Raw genomic sequence first — 17,361 nt, 5'->3', positions numbered from 1 at the left:
GTTGGCGTTGGCGTTGGCGTCGGCGTTGGCGTTGGCGTTGGCGTTGGCGTTGGCGTCGGCGTCGGCGTCGGCATCATGCACCGATACGCATCGGGCCGCTCGCGCCCCCTCCTCCGGTAAACGAAAAACGGCCCGCGCAATGCGGACCGCCCTGTCCTTCCGGACTACGCGTGATCTACACGTGACCTACGCGTAACGTTTCGCGCCGCGATCCGTCACGCACTCCGCGCCGGCAAGATCCTGCCCGCACACGTGCCAAAGCCGACGCGATACCCATCTCCCTGGCACCAGCCGGCGAGCGTCAGCTCGTCGCCGTCCTCGATGAACGTGCGGCTGCCGCCGCCGTTCAGCGCGACCGGCTCCTTGCCGTTCCACGTCAGTTCGAGCAGGCTGCCGAACGAATCCTTCGTCGGCCCGCTGATCGTGCCCGAACCCATCAGGTCGCCCACGCGCGTGTTGCAGCCGGCGACCGTGTGATGCGCGAGCTGCTGCGCCATCGTCCAGTACATGTGCCTGAAGTTCGTGCGGCAGATCGACGTGGCCTCGGCCGCACCTTCGGCGCGCAGCGTCACTTCCAGCGCGATGTCGAACGCATGCTTGCCCGCATGCCGCAGATACGCGAGCGGCTGCGGCGACTGCTCGGGCTGCGCGACGCGGAACGGTTCGAGCGCATCCAGCGTGACGATCCACGGCGAGATCGTCGTTGCGAACCCCTTCGAGTTGAACGGGCCGAGCGGCACGTATTCCCACTGCTGGATGTCGCGCGCGCTCCAGTCGTTCAGCAGCACCATCCCGAAGATATGCGCTTCCGCGTCCTCGCACGCGATCGGCTCGCCGAGCGCGTTGCCCTTGCCGACGATGAAGCCCGTTTCCAGTTCGATGTCGAGCTTGCGGCACGCGCCGAACACCGGGCGCTCCTGGTCGGGCAGCTTCAGTTGCCCGTTCGGGCGCCGCACCGGCGTGCCGCTCACGACCACCGACGACGCGCGGCCGTTGTAGCCGATCGGCATCTCCGACCAGTTCGGCAGCAGCGCATTCTTCGGATCGCGGAACATCGAGCCGACGTTGGTCGCGTGTTCCTTCGACGAATAGAAATCGGTGTAGCCGGGAATCTCGACCGGCAGATGCAGCGTCGCGTCGCGCTGCGCGACGAGCACCTGCGCGCGCAGCGCCGCATCGTCACGCAGTGTCGCGTCGTCACGCGAGAACAGCGCCGACAGCTGCACGCGCACGCTGCGCCACGCGTCGCGGCCGAGCGCGATGAACGCATTGAGCGTCGGTGCGGCGAGCACGTCGGCGCCGGCCGGCAGCGTGACGAGGCCCGCACGCGCGAGCGCCGCGAGATCGACGATCTGGTCGCCCAGCGCGACGCCCGGGCGGCGCGCGCCCTTCGCATCGCTGAAGATGCCGAACGGCAGGTTCTGGATCGGGAAATCGCAGGCGGGATCGTTCGCGGTCTCGATCCAGCTCTTGCGAGCCGGGTCGAGCGTCGCGCGCCAGTCTTGGGTGTCGCTCATCGTTGCTCCGGATTGAAGTGTTTCTTGATGCCTTGCCAGCATTCGAAGTAATCGGCCTGCAGCTGCGCGGTGTCGAGCGCGTAGCGCGTCGGCCGGATCAGCGTGCGGGTTTCGAACATGAACGCCATCGTCGCGTCGACCTTGTGCGGCTTCGTCGTGTCGCTCACGGACGCCTTCTCGAACGTGTCCGCATCGGGTCGGTGGCCCGACATGCAGTTGTGCAAACTCGCGCCGCCCGGCACGAAGCCCTCGGCCTTCGCGTCGTACGCGCCGTGCACGAGGCCCATGAACTCGCTCGCGACGTTGCGGTGGAACCACGGCGGGCGGAACGTATCCTCGGCCGCGAGCCAGCGCGGCGGGAAGATCACGAAGTCGATCGTGTCGACGCCCGGCGTGTCGCTCTGCGCCTGCAGCACGAGGAAAATCGACGGATCGGGATGATCGAAGCTGATCGAGCCGATCGTGTTGAACAGGCGCAGGTCGTATTTGTAGGGCGCGTAGTTGCCGTGCCACGCGACGACGTCGAGCGGCGAATGGCCGATGTCCGCGCGCCAGAGGCGCCCGTTCAGCTTCGCGATCAGCTCGAACGCGCCTTCGCGGTCTTCGTAGGCGGCCTGCGGCGTCAGGAAGTCGCGCGGGTTCGCGAGCCCGTTCGAGCCGATTGGGCCGAGATCCGGCAGGCGCAGCAGCGCGCCGAAGTTCTCGCAGATGTAGCCGCGCGCGTCGCCGTCCGGCAGCGCGACGGCAAAACGCACGCCGCGCGGGATCACCGCAATCTCGAACGGCTCGACGTCGAGCCGGCCGAATTCGGTCGCGATGAACAGGCGCCCCTGCTGCGGCACGATCAGCAGCTCGCCGTCGGCGCTGTAGAAGAAGCGGTCCTGCATCGAGCGGTTCGCCGCATACAGGTGGATCGCGCAACCGTTCATCGCGGCGGCCGACCCGTTGCCGGCCATCGTCACGAGGCCGTCGACGAAATCGGTCGGCTCGACCGGCATCGGCAGCGGATCCCAGCGCAACTGGTTCGGCGGCGTGGGCGGCACGTCGGCCGAATCGCCGAACTCCGACACGAGCCGCTGCGCGCCCGCATACGGCTCGAACGGCCGGTGCACGGCGGCCGGGCGAATCCGGTACAGCCACGAGCGGCGGTTGTGGCCGCGCGGCGCGGTGAACGCGGTGCCCGACAGCTGCTCCGCGTACAGCCCGTACGGCGCGCGCTGCGGCGAGTTGCGGCCGTGCGGCAGCGCGCCGGGCAGTGCCTCGGTCGCGAATTCGTTCGCGAAACCGCTCAGGTAGCCGGCGGTTGCCGGTTTCGACAGGTCAAGCGTCATCGTTTCCTTTCTCCATCAATTCATCACGGTGTTCGGCGCCTGCGCGCCGCTGCGCCGCGTGACGCCTGCGAGGCCCAGCACGAACAGCGCCGAGCACAGCACGGGCACCGCGGCCGCATGGAACAGCGCGCCGTTCGACCAGTTGAGCGCAATCAGTTGTCCGCCGACGAGCGGCCCGAGCACCGAGCCGATCCGGCCGATGCCGAGGCTCCAGCCGATGCCCGTCGAGCGCAGCGACGTCGGGTAATACTGGCCCGCGAGCGCGTTCACGGCCGGCTGCCCGCCGACCACGCAGAACCCGCCCGCGAACACGACGACCAGCAGCCACGGCAGCGCATGCGCGACCGAGCCGATCAGCCCCACCGACACGGCCGCGCACGCGAAGCACGCGAACAGCACGCGCACGAAGCCGTAACGTTCGATGAACCAGCCGAGCGACAGCGTGCCGATCACGCCGCCCGTCTGCAGCACCGTGCCGACGATCACCGCAGTGCCCGGCGAATAGCCGGCGTCGCGCATCACGGTCGGCAGCCAGTTCGACAGGAAGTACAGGTCGATCAGGTTCATGAAGCTGATCGACCACAGCAGCAGCGTGACCGGCAGGCGGCCATGGCGGAACAGCTCGGCGACCGGCGCGCCGCTTGCCGCGCGTTCGCGCACGACGAGCCGCGTGTTCGCATCGATGCCGGCTTCCGGCGCGAACCGCGCGAGCCAGTCGCGCGCCTGCACGACACGCCCTTTCAGCACCAGGAACTGCAGCGACTCCGGCAGCCGCGCGACCATCGCGATCGTCAGCACGAGCGGCACCGCGCCGCCGACGAAGAACACCGAACGCCAGCCGAGCGCCGGAATCAGCGCCGCGCTGATGAAGCCGCCGATCGCCGCGCCGAGCGTGAAGCCGCACGACACGATCATCATCCGCTTCACGCGATGCGCGGCCGGGCTGAACTCGCCGACCAGCGCCATCGCGTTCGGCATGATGCAGCCGAGGCCGAGCCCCGTGACGAAGCGCAACGCCATCAGCACGGGGATCGAGCCCGCGAACGGCGTCGCGAGCATCGTCACCGCGAAGAACAGCGTCGAGCCGATCAGCACCGGGCGCCGCCCGATCCGGTCGGCGAGCACCGACAGCCCGAGCGCGCCGAGCAGCATCCCGAACAGGCTCGCGCTGAACACGGGCCCGAGCGCCTGCTTCGGCACGCCCCATTCGGCGATCACGCTCGGCGCGACGTAGCCCATCGCCTGCGCATCGAAACCGTCGATCACGAGGCACAGCCCGCACAGCGCGAGCAGCATCCAGTGAAACCCCGGGCGACGAGTCTCGTCGATCACGCGCTCGACTTCGAGCACGCGCGCGTCGGCCGGCGCCGCGCTCATTGCGCCACCTCGGCGGCCGGATGCACGGGCGGCGTCACGCCCTGGCGCGCGAGCGCCATCGCTTCGCGCAGCACGTCGGCGTCGCCGACCTGGTTCGCGAGCAACAGGATCAGCTTCGCGTTGACGAGCTGGCTGTCGGCGTCCGACAGGTCGCGATGCATGTCGATCAGCGCTTCGTAGAACGCGTCGGGATCGGCCAGGCGCGGGCGGGTGTCGAGTGAGGGCATGACGGTGTCTCCGGTATCTTGGTCGTATCAGCGTGCACAGGTCGCGCGCGCCAGTGCGTCGGCAATCGCCTGACGGTCGAGCGTGCGCGTGCGGGCGCAGACGTGCTGGTCGGGACGCAGCAGGTAGAACGTGCCAGGCTGCGCGTCGTAGCGCCGCGCGGCGAGCCCGTCGACGTCCTCCACGACGTCGACGCCGGCCACCGGCTGCGCGTGCCCGGCCGGCACGACGAGCACGGGACGCACCGGCAGCGCGAGCCCGTCGACGGCCTGCGCCAGCGCGGCCGCATCGCCCGGCAATCCGAACAGCACGCCGGTGAAACCGTCGCGCAGATGCTGCAACAGCCAGCCCGGCGCACCCTGCGCACGCACCGGCGCATCGGCCGCCGCCGCGCCCGGCCGCATCGCGCACGCGAATGCGTCGCCGCCGCGGTCCGGCGTGTTGAGCGGCGAATCGGCCAGCACGGCCGGCACCGACAGGCGCCCGCTGTTCACCAGCTTGCGCGCGAACTCGCAGTCGCGCGCGAGCTTCAGCGTCGCATCGCGGAACACGCGCGACACCGCGCTTTTCGGCGTGATGAAGTCGGTCGAGCGCGTCGAATTGCGGATGTTCTCGTCGGCCGCGAACTCGCGCTCGCTCGCATACGTATCGAGCAGGCGGTCGTGCGCGCGGCCGTCGAGCACCAGCTTCAGCTTCCACGCGAGGTTGTCCGCGTCCTGCACGCCGCTGTTCGCGCCGCGCGCGCCGAACGGCGACACGCCATGCGCGGAGTCGCCCGCGAACAGCACGCGGCCGTGCCGGAACGTCTCCATCCGCTGGCAGCGGAACGTGTAGACGCTCACCCACTCGAGCTCGAACTCGACGTCTGGCCCGAGCAGCGCGCGCACGCGCGGGATCACGCGCTCCGGCTGCTTCTCGGCGACCGGATCGGCATCCCAGCCGAGCTGGAAGTCGATGCGCCACACGTTGTCCGGCTGGCGGTGCAGCAGCACCGACTGGTTGCGGTGAAACGGCGGGTCGAACCAGAACCAGCGCTCGGTCGGAAACTCCGCCTTCATCTTCACGTCGGCGATCAGGAAGCGGTCCTTGAAGGTGCGGCCGCGGCTCTCGAGGCCCATCATCGTGCGCATCGGGCTGCGCGAACCGTCGGCCGCGATCACGTACTGCGCGCGCAGCGTCGCGACGCCGTCCGGCGTCTCGATCGTCAGCACCGCATGTTCGGCCGACTGGTCGACGCCCGTCACCTTGTGCTTCCAGCGGATGTCGATGTTCGGCAGCTCGAACGCGCGGTCGGCCAGATACCCTTCGACGTAGTACTGCTGCAGATTGATGAACGCCGGGCGCGCATGCCCTTCCTCGGGCAGCAGGTCGAATGCGTAAAGCTGCTCGTCCTGCAGGAACACCTTGCCGACGTGCCAGCTCACGCCCTTGTCGACGAAGCGCTCGCCGCAGCCGAGCCGGTCGAAGATCTCCAGCGTGCGCTTCGCGAAGCAGATCGCGCGCGAGCCGGTCGACAACGTGTCGTCGTCGTCGAGCAGCACGACCGGCACGCCCTGTTGCGCGAGGTCGATCGCGGCCGCGAGGCCGACCGGCCCCGCGCCGACGACGACCACCGGGTGGACGGCCGCGTCGTGCACGCGGGCGCGGTACTCGAACTTCAGCGTCTGGTAATCGAGGCTCATGGTCGCCATCCGCGCGTCAACCCCGCCCGTGCGCGCACCGCCGCGCCCGTCGTCCCGTCCGTCTCCTGCCGGCGCGCCGGCCCGCCTGTCCTGTCAACCGCCACGTCTCGCTCCTTGCTTCCTGTTGATTCGTGAACGGCGCCGTTTCGCGGCGCCCGCATGCCGCATTTCTTGATCGGCGACAAATCCTTGGATTTACGAATAGTAAAACCAATTACGAATAGTGAAATCAACGTAAACCCTAGGCGTTGGCGCGAGGACGGGATAACCATATGAGTGAAACGCCAAGCCGAGCGCGGCGCGCGCTGCTAATATCAAGTCAAGAGGCGGCCCTTTCGGCCGCCATTTTTCCTTCTCACGCCGATGATTCCGCCTACCATCCCCGAGCTGGTCAGCCGTGCCGGGCAACTGCCGTATCTGCGGGAACACCTCGCGCTAGCCGAAGGCGGCACCGCGTGCGCGAATCTGCCCGAGCGCACGCTCGCCAGTGCGTACGAGCCGATCTACGACGTGACGATGCCCGGCGCGCCGCAATCGACGTCGTTCGCCGACGCGATCGAGCGCTACGGCGACGAGCTCGGCTTCCAGGCCGTCACACTGGTCACGGGGGCGCAGCACGATCCGGTCGACGCGGCCGTCGACGACCAGACGCTGGTCGCGATCGACCGCCTGTCGCGCGCGCTGCATGCGATCAATTTCTTCGGCGCGCAACGCCACGGGCTGCTGTTCCTGCGCGTGCACGAGCGGCTGCTCAAGAGCGTGAAGTACGACCACGGCAAGCATTTCTCGTCGGTGCTGCAGCGCTTCGGGCTGCCGCCCGAGCGGATCGTGATCGAGCTGCCGGCGGTCGCGGTCGCCCACAAGACGTTCCTCGGCTACCTGACGCGCAGCTACCAGCATCACGGTTTCAAGGTCGCGGACAAGCTGCCGGACCCGGGCCGCATCCTCGCGGTCGAATCGGACATGGCGCGCCCCGACTACATCAAGATGGATGCGGGCATCGCGTTGCGCGACGGGATGGTCAAGGCGCTCGTCGCCTATGCGCAGCGCGTGCGGATCCCGCTGATCTTCGACGGCGTCGTCGACGAGACGCAGTGCGAGCTGCTGCGCCAGCACGACGTGCGGTTCATGCAGGGGCCGGTGTTCGCGAAGGTCGTGACGGCCTGAACGATTCGCGGAGAAGGCGCGCGCGGGGAGCGGCGCGCCGGATCGCGGATTCCGGAGTCGTGCTGCTTCGGGAAGCGGGTTTCAGCACGCGGCGTCGCTCGACGCCGGCCGGTTCGCTGTTCGTTCACGCAGAAAGATCGGCCGTGCGTGCGCGCGCGATCGACATCGGTGTATCGGCGCGGATGAGCCGCCTATTCTCTTCCACCGTCGTCGTACTTCGGCAAATCGTCGCCGATCTCGACACCCGGCAAACGATCCCGATACCAGACGTGCCACGCCGGACGCAACCGCGACGGTTCGTCGAGCGTCGCGTAGTTGATCTCGACCGTCTGCGGCGCGTCGGCGCGCCGGTATTCGAGTTGCGCGCCGCAACGGCCGCAGAAACGCCGCTCGCCCCATGCGCTCGACGCGTAGACGGTCGGTTCGCCCTGCAGGTATTCGAACGCGTCGATCGGCACCGTTGCCGACGCGACGACCGCCGCGCCGGTCGTGCGCTGACAGAGCCGGCAGTGGCAGAAGCCGGCATCGGTCGGAACGTCGGCGATACGGTAGCGGATCGCGCCGCACGCGCATCCGCCTTCCATCGATTCGGGGTGCGCCATCGCAGACCTCGTCGTCGGTAAGCAGGCGAACGATGATGAGCGCGGTTCGCCCATCGCGCAATACGCCACCGCGCCGCCTCTGCATCCGCCGCGCACGAGCCGATTGCCGCGCGGCGGCAACAGCCGCACGCACGCGTGGCTCAGACCGTCTGGCCGAGCCGCTGCGCGAGCGCCTTCAGTTGCGGCCCGACCTGCGTGCGAAACACGCCCTCGTCCATCGACGACGCCGGGCCGCTGCAGCTCAGGATCAGCCAGCGTCCCTCGCGCGGCTCGCGAAACGGCACGGCCGCCGCGTTCACGTCCATGTGCCACGCACGGAACGAATAACAGCACCCGCCCGCCGAAAATTCGGCCACCGCCTGCTGCGCGGCGGCGACGAGCGCATCGGCGTCAGCCGCGCCGCCGGCCGCACGGTGCAGCTCGGCATAGAGCGCGCGGCGCACGTCCTCCGGCTGCACGGCCAGGTACGCGCGCCCCATCGAGCTCGTCAGCATCGACAGCCGCGAACCGGGCGCGAGCCCGAGCGTCAGGGCGGTCTCGCTGCGGATCGTCTCCAGATAGATCATGTCGAGCCCGTCGCGGCAGCCGAGCGACACGGCCGCGCCGATCTCCCGCGCGAGCGCCTGCATGTGCGGCCGCGCGAGATCGATCGTCCCGAAACCCGACAGCAGCGCGTAGCCGAGCGACAGCACGCCGGCGTCCAGCGCATACTTTCCAAGCGTCTCGTCGTAGCGCAGATAGCCGAGCACGGTGAGCGTATAGGCGAGCCGGTTCACCGTCGCCTTCGGCAGCCCCGTGCGTTCCGCGAAATCGCGATTGCCCAGCATCGTCTCGCCGGGCCGGAAGGCGCGCAGCAGGTCGAGCCCGCGCGCGAGCGCGACGACGAACTTGCGCTCGTCGATCGTGGTGTCGTCGATGGTTGAAAGTGTCATCCGGTGCTACACTGGGTTCGATTTGCAAAACATTGTTCCGCACAGCGGAACGCGAGTCAAGCAAACTTTGACACGGGGCCGGCTCGAAGACCGGACCAACAGGAGATGAGACGATGAGTGCTGCAACTTTTCATTGGGACGATCCGCTGCTGCTCGACCAGCAACTGACCGAGGAAGAGCGGATGGTCCGCGATGCCGCGCAGGCGTATGCACAGGACAAGCTCGCGCCGCGCGTCACCGAAGCGTTCCGCCACGAACGCACCGACGCGGCCATCTTTCGCGAGATGGGCGAGGTCGGCCTGCTCGGCCCGACGATTCCCGAGGAATACGGCGGCCCCGGCCTCAACTACGTGAGCTACGGGCTGATCGCGCGCGAAGTCGAGCGCGTCGATTCCGGCTACCGGTCGATGATGTCCGTGCAATCGTCGCTCGTGATGGTGCCGATCTTCGAATTCGGCTCGGACGCGCAAAAGCAGAAATACCTGCCGAAGCTCGCGAGCGGCGAATGGATCGGCTGCTTCGGCCTGACCGAGCCGAACCACGGCTCCGATCCGGGCAGCATGGTCACGCGCGCGAAGAAGGTGCCCGGCGGCTATTCGCTGTCCGGCGCGAAGATGTGGATCACCAACTCGCCGATCGCCGACGTGTTCGTCGTCTGGGCGAAGCTCGAAGAGAACGGCAAGGACGCGATCCGCGGCTTCATCCTCGAGAAGGGCTGGAAGGGCCTGTCGGCGCCGGCGATCCACGGCAAGGTCGGGCTGCGCGCCTCGATCACCGGCGAGATCGTCCTCGACGAGGTGTTCGTGCCGGACGAGAACCTGATGCCGAACGTGAGCGGCCTGCGCGGCCCGTTCACGTGCCTGAACTCGGCGCGCTACGGGATCGCGTGGGGTGCGCTCGGCGCCGCCGAGTCCTGCTGGCACACCGCGCGCCAGTACGTGCTCGACCGCCAGCAGTTCGGCCGGCCGCTCGCCGCGAACCAGCTGATCCAGAAGAAGCTCGCCGACATGCAGACCGAAATCACGCTCGGCCTGCAAGGCGTGCTGCGCCTCGGCCGGATGAAGGACGAAGGCACGGCCGCCGTCGAGATCACGTCGATCATGAAGCGCAACTCGTGCGGCAAGGCGCTCGACATCGCCCGCCTCGCGCGCGACATGCTCGGCGGCAACGGCATCTCCGACGAATTCGGCGTCGCGCGCCACCTCGTGAACCTCGAGGTGGTCAATACGTACGAAGGCACGCACGACATCCACGCGCTGATCCTCGGCCGCGCGCAGACGGGCATCCAGGCATTCTTCTGATGATCCGGCCATGACGCACGCGGCAGCGTTGCCGCGCACGTGCGCGCCGCCAAGGAAAAAGCCCGCCCGGCATCGCTGCCGGGCGGGCTTTTTTCAGCGGAGCCGCGGCTGCGGGCCGCCGATGCTTACTTGTTCGGCTGCGGCGTCAGGCGCAGATACGGACGCACCGCGTTGAAGCCCTTCGGGAAGCGCTTCTTCAGTTCTTCCGGATCCTGCAGCGACGGGACGATCACGACGTCGTCGCCATCCTTCCAGTTGCCGGGCGTCGCGACCTTGTAATTGTCGGTCAGTTGCAGCGAATCGATCACGCGCAGCACTTCGTCGAAGTTGCGCCCCGTGCTGGCCGGATAGGTGATCGTGAGCCGGACCTTCTTGTTCGGGTCGATCACGAACAGCGAACGCACCGTCAGCGTTTCGTTCGCGTTCGGGTGAATCATGTCGTACAGCTGCGACACCTTGCGGTCCGCGTCGGCGATGATCGGGAAGCCCACGACCGTCGACTGCGTTTCGTTGATGTCGTTGATCCAGCCCTTGTGCGATTCGACGCCGTCGACCGACAGCGCGATCACCTTCACGTTGCGTTTCTCGAATTCGCCCTTCAGCTTCGAGGTCAGCCCGAGTTCGGTCGTGCACACCGGCGTGTAGTCGGCCGGATGGGAGAACAGGACACCCCAGCTGTTGCCGAGCCACTCGTGAAACTTGATCGTGCCCAGGCTCGATTCCTGCTCGAAATCCGGTGCGATGTCGCCAAGACGCAGACTCATGATGTTCCCTCCTCGAACGATGCTGGTTGAAACCGCGCGCTGGACAGCGCGGGGCAGTCCATCAGCTTACGGGAAGCAATGGGCCGTGCGAACGATTATTCCGTTTGATATTCATACTTTTTTGTCATTTTTACCCGGCGTCGTGGCAGGACGGCGGGCTGAAGAGGAAACTTTTCAACCCGTTTGCCGCTCTGTTCATGATTACAAGTCGTTTACCATGCAGTCTTGCGCTGCCGCCGTGTGTCTTCCCGGCTCGCCAGCAGGCAGGGGTTTCGCTACGATGTGAACCTGCAGCATGACAGCACGAAGGGAGTTGCAATGTCGGAAATCAACAAGGAGAAACTGATGTCGGATATCAAAACCGTTCTCTCGGACGCCGAAGACCTGCTCAAGCAAGCTGCGAGCAGCACGGGCGACCGTGCGGCCGAGCTGCGCGAGAAGGCCATGTCGCGCCTCAAGCAGGCCAAGGAAAAGGCAGCCGACGTCCAGGTCGTGGTGGTCGAGAAAGGCAAGAAGGCCGCGCGCGCGACCGACGACTACGTGCACGAGCATCCGTGGACGTCGATCGGCGAGGCCGCCGGCGTCGGCGTGCTGATCGGCCTGCTGATCAACCGCAAGTAACGCGCTCTGCGCCGTTTCGTCCCGCAGGCCGCATGTGCGGCCCGCGGGCGTCGAAGCCTGCCGGTCTGCGCCGGCCGGCTTTGTCCTAGCTGCTCACTGCACGCGCAAGCACCTCATCCATGACGACAGACACCCACTCGCAGCCGTCCGGTCAAGGACCGCTGCGCCGCCTCGTCGGCTCCGCCATCGGCCTTCTGCAGACGCGCCTCGAACTGGTGGGCATCGAGCTTGCCGAGGAGAAGGAGCGCCTGATGGGCGTGCTGTTCCTCGGTCTCGCCGCGATGATGCTCGCGACGATGGCGCTCATCAGCCTGACCGTGCTGATCGCGATCGCGTTCTGGGATACCTACCGCTGGCAGGCGCTCGCCGCGATCACCGCACTGTATGCCGTTGGCGGCATCGTATGCGCGCTGAAGGCGCGTTCGGGCCTGCGCGACGCGCCGACCGTGTTCGAGGCGACGCTCGCCGAACTCGAGAAAGACCGCGACCTGTTCCGCGGCAAGCCGTGAACGCCCTCGCGCTCATCCCTCTCACCTACTTCGCCGACGCGCCATGAGCCAGAACATCACGGGCAATCCATCCCGCTCCCATTCGTCGCGATCGCACTGGAGTGCGTCGCAGCACCGCGCGCTCCGCAAGGAATTGCTGATCCTGCGATCCGAAGTCGAGCGGCTCGAACTCGCGGAAGCCGCCGCCGAAATGCGTCAGGCCGTCACGCGCTTCAGTTGGCTCAAGGTGTTCATCCCCGGCCTGTCCTCGCACAAGTTCGGCCAGTCGGCCAAGAACCTGAACGCAAGCCTCGGCCAGCTCGTCAACCAGTATCCGATGCTGAGTTCGCTCGCGTCGCTCGTGCTGGCGAAGCCCGTCCGCTCGCTGCTGCGCGCGAGCGCGGGCCCCGCGTTGAAGTGGGGCACGCTCGGCTTCGCCGCATGGGAGGTCTACCGGATCTGGAAGCAGTCCCGCGACGAGCGCGGGCTCGACGCACACGACGACTGATCGTCGGCACTCCGCGCGCACGGCCATGCGCCGGTGCGCGCCTTTCTTGCGAACTCAGCGCACGCCCCAGCACGCAGCACCCGGTTCGTCGGCGCCATCGCCTCCTGCGTTGCCTTTCGTTCCGTCCGAGCGCAGCGTGAACGTGCCGCATGTATCGTCGCGCATCGGCCCGGTGTCGAGCGGCGTCGCCGTCAGTTCCTAGCTCACCGGCGAACCGTCGCCGTCCGGCGGCGTGTGCGCGAGCGCGAGCGCGTCCGACAACGCCGGGGGCGGCGCCATGTCGAGCACCGCGAGCGACATGGCGACCATCAACTCGACGAGCGTGAATCCGCACGATCGTTGCACCACATTCTTCAAGGGTCGAGCGCCCCGTTCCATCGCAATCGCCCTCCGCCACGGTGATGCGACGACTGTAGCGGCGCGTGCAAACGTGCGCCATTTGCCTAACGGCCGAGGCGACATGCGATCGCGACCGACACAATCGGCGCGAATCGAACCAATGGAGCAGACGATAAACGGACGCAGCGCGTCAGCGCTTACGTGGAGTCTTGGCGGGGGAGGCGCGACGGAACTCTTCGATCACGTCGGCAAATTCGGAAACGTCCTCGAACCGGCGATACACCGATGCAAAGCGGACATAGGCGATCGTATCGAGGCCGCGCAACTCGTTCATCACGAGCTCGCCCAGCTTCTCGCTACGCACTTCGCGCTCGCCGGTGGCGAGCAGTTGATATTCGATGCGGGCGACCGCCGCGTCGATCGCGTCGGCTGCAACCGGCCGCTTGCGCAGCGCGAGTTGCATGCTCGCGACGATCTTGCGACGGTCGAATTCCGTGCGGCTGCCGTCCTTCTTCACGACGAACGGCAGGGACAACTCGACCCGCTCGTACGTCGTGAAGCGCTTGTCGCAAGCCGAGCAGCGACGGCGCCGCCGGATCGCGGCGCCATCCTCGGACACACGCGAGTCAACGACCTGCGTGTCGTCATGCCGGCAGAACGGGCAGCGCATCGGCGATCAGCGATAGACCGGGAAACGCTTGGTCAGCTCGGCGACCTGCGCGCGCACGCGCTCGATCGTCGCTGCGTCTTCCGGGTTCTCCAGCACGTCGGCGATCAGGTTGCCGACCTGCTCGGCTTCCGCCGGCCCGAAGCCGCGCGTCGTCATCGCCGGCGAGCCGAGACGGATGCCGCTCGTCACGAACGGCTTTTCCGGGTCGTTCGGAATCGCGTTCTTGTTCACCGTGATGTGCGCCGCGCCGAGCGCCGCTTCCGCCGCCTTGCCCGTGATGTGCTTCGCGCGCAGGTCCACCAGCATCACGTGGCTTTCCGTACGGCCCGACACGATCCGCAGCCCGCGCTTGACCAGCGTTTCGGCCAGCACGCGTGCGTTCTCGACCACCTTCTGCTGATATTCCTTGAACTCCGGCGACAGCGCTTCCTTGAACGCCACCGCCTTCGCCGCGATCACGTGCATCAGCGGGCCGCCCTGGATCCCCGGGAAGATCGCCGAGTTGATCGGCTTCTCGTATTCCGCCTTCATCAGGATCACGCCGCCGCGCGGGCCGCGCAGGCTCTTGTGCGTCGTCGTCGTCACGAAATCCGCGTGCGGCACCGGGTTCGGGTACACGCCCGCCGCGATCAGGCCTGCGTAGTGCGCCATGTCGACCATCAGGTATGCGCCGACCGACTTCGCGATCTTCGCCAGACGCTCGAAATCGATCTTCAGCGCGAATGCCGATGCGCCCGCGACGATCAGCTTCGGCTTGTGTTCGTTCGCCAGCTTCTCGGCCGCGTCGTAGTCGATGTCTTCGTTCTCGTTCAGGCCGTAGCTCACCACGTTGAACCACTTGCCCGACATGTTCACCGGCGAGCCGTGCGTCAGGTGGCCGCCGTGCGCGAGGCTCATGCCCATGATCGTGTCACCCGGCTTGAGCATCGCGAAGAACACGCCCTGGTTCGCCTGCGAACCCGAGTTCGGCTGCACGTTCGCCGCTTCCGCGCCGAACAGCTGCTTCACGCGGTCGATCGCCAGCTGCTCGACCACGTCCACGTACTCGCAACCGCCGTAGTAGCGCTTGCCCGGATACCCTTCCGCGTACTTGTTCGTGAGCTGCGAGCCCTGCGCGGCCATCACGGCCGGGCTCGTGTAGTTTTCCGACGCGATCAGCTCGATGTGATCTTCCTGGCGGCGGTTTTCCTGCTCGATCGCTGCAAAGATTTCGGGATCGACGTTCGCGATGGTGCTTTGGGCTCTGTCAAACATACGGTTTCCGTTAAGTGTGTACAGGTTGACCGGAGTGGCCGAGTACGGTGCGCTGCTGGCGGGACCAGCTCGACGTGGCGGAGGAATCCGTATGACGCGAGGCAGGACAGCCACCGGCGATGCACGCAACGGCGCACAACGGCTGCCCAGGCGAACGGCAAAAACGGCGCCCCGCGCTTCACGGTGGGATGCTCCACCTTGAACCCGATGGGTTCTATCGCCAGTCACGCAGGGGTGATGAGCGCATTAGTGTATTGGATGCGTCATGAATAGGCAACCGCACGGCAGTGCGCCCGAATCAATTGGGGCCAGACTCTACGCGCCCGTGCCGAAACGCTTTGCCGCCTTGCCGCGGTGCGGCATTCTCAGTAGGCTTGCGGGATTCCACCCGCTATCACGTTACCGACCAGGAGCAGCAATGATCGTGTTCGTCACAGGCGCGTCCGCCGGCTTCGGCGCCGCCATCTCCCGAGCCTTCGTCAAGGGAGGCCATCGCGTCGTCGCGACCGCGCGCCGCAAGGATCGTCTCGATGCGCTCGCCGCCGAACTTGGCGACGCTCTTCTGCCGCTCGAGCTCGACGTGCGCGACCGCGCGGCCGTCGAGGCCGTGCCGGCCGCCCTTCCCGCCGAATTCGCGGCGCTCGACGTACTGGTCAACAACGCCGGCCTCGCACTCGGCGTCGAGCCGGCCCACAAGGCCAGCCTCGACGAATGGCGGACGATGATCGACACGAACTGCGCGGGCCTCGTCACCGTCACGCACGCGCTGCTGCCCGGCATGGTCGAGCGCGGTCGCGGTCATATCTTCAATATCGGCTCGGTTGCGGGTTCGTACCCTTATGCGGGCGGGAACGTCTACGGCGCGACCAAGGCTTTCGTCAGGCAGTTCAGCCTGAACCTGCGCGCCGACCTGCTCGGTACGCCGTTGCGCGTCACCGACATCGAGCCCGGCCTGTGCGGCGGCACCGAGTTCTCGAACGTCCGCTATCGCGGCGACGACGCGAAGGCGGCGAACGTCTACAACAATGTCCAGCCGCTGATGCCCGAAGACATCGCCGACACGATCTACTGGATCGCGACGCGCCCGGCCTACGTCAACGTCAACACGATCGAGCTGATGCCGATCGCGCAGGCGCCCGGCGGCCCGATCGTCCACCGCGGCTGAAACCCCGCGGGCCCGGCCCCGGGGCCGGGCCCGCGGGGTGCCACGACGCACTACATTCCGTTACGAATCGGTTACGAATCGGGTCTTTGCCTTCCGGTAGAATGCGCGCCATGACTCAGCCTACCCGCTCCCCGGAAGCGCCCCCCGGCTTTACCTGGCCGGTGCGCGTGTACTACGAGGATACCGATGCAGGCGGCATCGTCTTCTATGCCAACTACCTGAAGTTCTTCGAGCGCGCCCGCACCGAGTGGCTTCGCGCATGCGGCGTCGACCAGCGCCAGCTCGCCGACGATACCGGTGCGATCTTCATCGTGCGCAGCACGTCGCTCGACTACCGCGCGCCGGCGCGACTCGACGACACGCTGACGATCACGAGCCGGCCCGGACGCATCGGCCGCGCGTCGGTGGAATTCACGCAGGAAGCCTGGTGTGGCGACACGCTGCTCGTGGCGGGGCACATCCGCCTCGGCTGCGTCGACCGGCACGGCATCCGGCCCGCGGCCATCCCGCCGGCCGTGCTCGACGCGCTGCAACGCGGGCCCGTCATCGACGCCGGGCAGACTGTATTGTCAACGAAGCGCGCATGAGCGCCGTTTAGACAAAGCCTATGAACTTGCCGTTCTGATTCGATACTAAGCAAGGTTCGGCGTCAGGCATGGCCGGCGCGCCGCGCCGCACGCACGCCGGACACCCTTGCCGGGCACCCCCGAAGGGACGTTACTCAAACCTCTATGAACACTTCTCAAGACCTGTCGATCATTTCCCTCGTCCTCAACGCGAGCGTGCTGGCCCAGGCCGTGATGGGACTGCTGCTGTTGCTGTCGCTGATGTCGTGGACCTTCATCTTCCGCAAGTGGTTCGCGATCCGCCGCGCACGCGCACAGACCGAACGCTTCGAGAAGGATTTCTGGTCGGGCGGCGACCTGCAGGCGCTGTATCAGAGCGCGGCGAACAACCGCCACACGATCGGCGCGCTCGAGCGGATCTTCGAATCGGGGATGCGCGAATTCCTGAAGGCGAAGGAAAAGCGCCTCAGCGATCCGGGCCTCGTGCTCGACGGTGCCCGCCGCGCGATGCGCGCATCGTTCCAGCGTGAAATGGACGTGCTCGAAGCCAACCTCGCGTTCCTCGCGTCGGTCGGCTCGGTCAGCCCGTACATCGGTCTGTTCGGCACGGTCTGGGGGATCATGAACTCGTTCCGCGGCCTCGCGAACGTGCAGCAGGCCACGCTCGCGAACGTCGCGCCCGGCATCGCCGAGGCGCTCGTCGCCACCGCGATCGGCTTGTTCGCCGCGATTCCCGCGGTGGTCGCATACAACCGCTACGCGCACGACATCGACCGCCTCGCGATCCGTTTCGAGACCTTCATCGAAGAGTTCTCGAACATCCTGCAGCGTCAGGCCCAGTAAGGAGCGCGC

The 17,361-nt window shown here is 67.1% G+C and carries 19 protein-coding genes and 1 riboswitch; of the genes, 8 read left to right on the top strand and 11 right to left on the bottom strand.

All coding sequences use genetic code 11. The features are described from left to right. Positions 1 to 215: 215 nt before the first annotated feature. The 5 genes from fahA to DTA15_RS19965 are packed head-to-tail and all read right to left on the bottom strand — an operon-like array spanning position 216 to position 6,141. Positions 216 to 1,517 (bottom strand): fumarylacetoacetase, encoded by a 1,302-nt coding sequence (fahA, locus tag DTA15_RS19985; protein WP_006484974.1) that lies wholly within the window; start codon positions 1,515 to 1,517, stop codon positions 216 to 218. Then, on the bottom strand, positions 1,514 to 2,848 hold the full coding sequence (gene hmgA / locus DTA15_RS19980; protein WP_006484957.1) for a homogentisate 1,2-dioxygenase: 1,335 nt from the start codon (positions 2,846 to 2,848) through the stop codon (positions 1,514 to 1,516). Before hmgA ends, fahA begins: the two co-directional genes overlap by 4 nt. A gap of 15 nt (positions 2,849 to 2,863) precedes the next feature. Next, positions 2,864 to 4,225 carry an MFS transporter gene (locus DTA15_RS19975; RefSeq protein ID WP_006484902.1) on the bottom strand — a complete coding sequence of 454 codons (1,362 nt, stop codon included), beginning with the start codon at positions 4,223 to 4,225 and terminating at the stop codon, positions 2,864 to 2,866. After that, on the bottom strand, positions 4,222 to 4,452 hold the full coding sequence (locus tag DTA15_RS19970; RefSeq protein ID WP_006484941.1) for a DUF2783 domain-containing protein: 231 nt from the start codon (positions 4,450 to 4,452) through the stop codon (positions 4,222 to 4,224). The genes DTA15_RS19975 and DTA15_RS19970 overlap by 4 nt, the downstream gene beginning before the upstream one ends. 27 nt (positions 4,453 to 4,479) lie before the next feature. After that, entirely contained in the window at positions 4,480 to 6,141 is a 1,662-nt protein-coding gene (locus DTA15_RS19965) for an FAD-dependent oxidoreductase (protein ID WP_034178576.1), read from the bottom strand. Positions 6,142 to 6,495: 354 nt separating this feature from the next. Here DTA15_RS19965 and DTA15_RS19955 point away from each other — a divergent pair, with 354 nt between their 5' ends. Continuing rightward, positions 6,496 to 7,299, top strand: a complete 804-nt coding sequence (locus tag DTA15_RS19955; RefSeq protein WP_006484944.1) for an EAL domain-containing protein — start codon at positions 6,496 to 6,498, stop codon at positions 7,297 to 7,299. A 191-nt stretch (positions 7,300 to 7,490) separates the two neighbouring features. Here the strand turns inward: DTA15_RS19955 and DTA15_RS19950 are convergent, their stop codons facing one another. Together DTA15_RS19950 and DTA15_RS19945 are read right to left on the bottom strand one after the other, a co-directional pair. Then, a complete protein-coding gene (locus tag DTA15_RS19950; RefSeq protein ID WP_006484913.1) occupies positions 7,491 to 7,901 on the bottom strand; it encodes a GFA family protein in 411 nt (136 codons plus the stop codon). A gap of 140 nt (positions 7,902 to 8,041) precedes the next feature. Beyond that, a complete protein-coding gene (locus DTA15_RS19945; RefSeq protein ID WP_006484924.1) occupies positions 8,042 to 8,833 on the bottom strand; it encodes an IclR family transcriptional regulator in 792 nt (263 codons plus the stop codon). Between the two features lie 113 nt (positions 8,834 to 8,946). Between DTA15_RS19945 and DTA15_RS19940 the strand changes: the two genes are divergently transcribed. Beyond that, positions 8,947 to 10,134 carry an acyl-CoA dehydrogenase gene (locus DTA15_RS19940; RefSeq protein ID WP_006484906.1) on the top strand — a complete coding sequence of 396 codons (1,188 nt, stop codon included), beginning with the start codon at positions 8,947 to 8,949 and terminating at the stop codon, positions 10,132 to 10,134. A 125-nt stretch (positions 10,135 to 10,259) separates the two neighbouring features. Here the strand turns inward: DTA15_RS19940 and DTA15_RS19935 are convergent, their stop codons facing one another. Beyond that, complete coding sequence (locus DTA15_RS19935; protein ID WP_006476788.1) at positions 10,260 to 10,898, bottom strand: peroxiredoxin; 639 nt, start codon at positions 10,896 to 10,898, stop codon at positions 10,260 to 10,262. 318 nt (positions 10,899 to 11,216) lie between these two features. Here DTA15_RS19935 and DTA15_RS19930 point away from each other — a divergent pair, with 318 nt between their 5' ends. The 3 genes from DTA15_RS19930 to DTA15_RS19920 all read left to right on the top strand — a co-directional run bounded on the left by DTA15_RS19930 (position 11,217) and on the right by DTA15_RS19920 (position 12,515). After that, positions 11,217 to 11,519, top strand: coding sequence for an ElaB/YgaM/YqjD family protein (locus tag DTA15_RS19930; protein WP_006485005.1), 303 nt, complete (start codon positions 11,217 to 11,219; stop codon positions 11,517 to 11,519). Between the two features lie 119 nt (positions 11,520 to 11,638). Further along, positions 11,639 to 12,028 (top strand): phage holin family protein, encoded by a 390-nt coding sequence (locus DTA15_RS19925; protein WP_006476790.1) that lies wholly within the window; start codon positions 11,639 to 11,641, stop codon positions 12,026 to 12,028. A 43-nt stretch (positions 12,029 to 12,071) separates the two neighbouring features. Further along, positions 12,072 to 12,515, top strand: coding sequence for a DUF3318 domain-containing protein (locus DTA15_RS19920; protein ID WP_006484985.1), 444 nt, complete (start codon positions 12,072 to 12,074; stop codon positions 12,513 to 12,515). A gap of 198 nt (positions 12,516 to 12,713) precedes the next feature. Here DTA15_RS19920 and DTA15_RS39465 read toward each other — a convergent pair whose 3' ends face one another. The 3 genes from DTA15_RS39465 to glyA form a co-directional block, all read right to left on the bottom strand. Beyond that, complete coding sequence (locus DTA15_RS39465) at positions 12,714 to 12,860, bottom strand: prepilin-type N-terminal cleavage/methylation domain-containing protein (protein WP_306172275.1); 147 nt, start codon at positions 12,858 to 12,860, stop codon at positions 12,714 to 12,716. Between the two features lie 184 nt (positions 12,861 to 13,044). Continuing rightward, a complete protein-coding gene (gene nrdR, locus DTA15_RS19910; protein WP_006476792.1) occupies positions 13,045 to 13,524 on the bottom strand; it encodes a transcriptional regulator NrdR in 480 nt (159 codons plus the stop codon). Between the two features lie 6 nt (positions 13,525 to 13,530). After that, positions 13,531 to 14,778, bottom strand: coding sequence for a serine hydroxymethyltransferase (gene glyA, locus DTA15_RS19905; protein ID WP_006485003.1), 1,248 nt, complete (start codon positions 14,776 to 14,778; stop codon positions 13,531 to 13,533). A gap of 137 nt (positions 14,779 to 14,915) precedes the next feature. Beyond that, positions 14,916 to 15,016: riboswitch (ZMP/ZTP riboswitch) on the bottom strand. Positions 15,017 to 15,196: 180 nt separating this feature from the next. On the opposite strand from glyA, the gene DTA15_RS19895 reads away from it, so the two are divergent. The 3 genes from DTA15_RS19895 to tolQ all read left to right on the top strand — a co-directional run bounded on the left by DTA15_RS19895 (position 15,197) and on the right by tolQ (position 17,352). Continuing rightward, positions 15,197 to 15,943, top strand: a complete 747-nt coding sequence (locus tag DTA15_RS19895) for an SDR family NAD(P)-dependent oxidoreductase (RefSeq protein ID WP_006484918.1) — start codon at positions 15,197 to 15,199, stop codon at positions 15,941 to 15,943. Between the two features lie 101 nt (positions 15,944 to 16,044). After that, positions 16,045 to 16,530, top strand: coding sequence for a tol-pal system-associated acyl-CoA thioesterase (gene ybgC / locus DTA15_RS19890; RefSeq protein ID WP_012492926.1), 486 nt, complete (start codon positions 16,045 to 16,047; stop codon positions 16,528 to 16,530). A 144-nt stretch (positions 16,531 to 16,674) separates the two neighbouring features. Beyond that, positions 16,675 to 17,352 carry a protein TolQ gene (tolQ, locus tag DTA15_RS19885; protein WP_006484959.1) on the top strand — a complete coding sequence of 226 codons (678 nt, stop codon included), beginning with the start codon at positions 16,675 to 16,677 and terminating at the stop codon, positions 17,350 to 17,352. Positions 17,353 to 17,361 lie beyond the last annotated feature (9 nt).

The organism is Burkholderia cenocepacia (assembly GCF_900446215.1).
Classification (GTDB): Bacteria; Pseudomonadota; Gammaproteobacteria; order Burkholderiales; family Burkholderiaceae; genus Burkholderia; species Burkholderia cenocepacia.
This window is presented reverse-complemented; position numbering and strand designations above follow the sequence as displayed.

Coding starts and splice junctions, on each gene's coding strand:
- fahA (WP_006484974.1), bottom strand. CDS start 1,517: ATGAGCGACACCCAAGACTGGCGCGCGACGCTCGACCCGGCTCGCAAG.
- hmgA (WP_006484957.1), bottom strand. CDS start 2,848: ATGACGCTTGACCTGTCGAAACCGGCAACCGCCGGCTACCTGAGCGGT.
- DTA15_RS19975 (WP_006484902.1), bottom strand. CDS start 4,225: ATGAGCGCGGCGCCGGCCGACGCGCGCGTGCTCGAAGTCGAGCGCGTG.
- DTA15_RS19970 (WP_006484941.1), bottom strand. CDS start 4,452: ATGCCCTCACTCGACACCCGCCCGCGCCTGGCCGATCCCGACGCGTTC.
- DTA15_RS19965 (WP_034178576.1), bottom strand. CDS start 6,141: ATGGCGACCATGAGCCTCGATTACCAGACGCTGAAGTTCGAGTACCGC.
- DTA15_RS19955 (WP_006484944.1), top strand. CDS start 6,496: ATGATTCCGCCTACCATCCCCGAGCTGGTCAGCCGTGCCGGGCAACTG.
- DTA15_RS19950 (WP_006484913.1), bottom strand. CDS start 7,901: ATGGCGCACCCCGAATCGATGGAAGGCGGATGCGCGTGCGGCGCGATC.
- DTA15_RS19945 (WP_006484924.1), bottom strand. CDS start 8,833: ATGACACTTTCAACCATCGACGACACCACGATCGACGAGCGCAAGTTC.
- DTA15_RS19940 (WP_006484906.1), top strand. CDS start 8,947: ATGAGTGCTGCAACTTTTCATTGGGACGATCCGCTGCTGCTCGACCAG.
- DTA15_RS19935 (WP_006476788.1), bottom strand. CDS start 10,898: ATGAGTCTGCGTCTTGGCGACATCGCACCGGATTTCGAGCAGGAATCG.
- DTA15_RS19930 (WP_006485005.1), top strand. CDS start 11,217: ATGTCGGAAATCAACAAGGAGAAACTGATGTCGGATATCAAAACCGTT.
- DTA15_RS19925 (WP_006476790.1), top strand. CDS start 11,639: ATGACGACAGACACCCACTCGCAGCCGTCCGGTCAAGGACCGCTGCGC.
- DTA15_RS19920 (WP_006484985.1), top strand. CDS start 12,072: ATGAGCCAGAACATCACGGGCAATCCATCCCGCTCCCATTCGTCGCGA.
- nrdR (WP_006476792.1), bottom strand. CDS start 13,524: ATGCGCTGCCCGTTCTGCCGGCATGACGACACGCAGGTCGTTGACTCG.
- glyA (WP_006485003.1), bottom strand. CDS start 14,778: ATGTTTGACAGAGCCCAAAGCACCATCGCGAACGTCGATCCCGAAATC.
- DTA15_RS19895 (WP_006484918.1), top strand. CDS start 15,197: ATGATCGTGTTCGTCACAGGCGCGTCCGCCGGCTTCGGCGCCGCCATC.
- ybgC (WP_012492926.1), top strand. CDS start 16,045: ATGCGCGCCATGACTCAGCCTACCCGCTCCCCGGAAGCGCCCCCCGGC.
- tolQ (WP_006484959.1), top strand. CDS start 16,675: ATGAACACTTCTCAAGACCTGTCGATCATTTCCCTCGTCCTCAACGCG.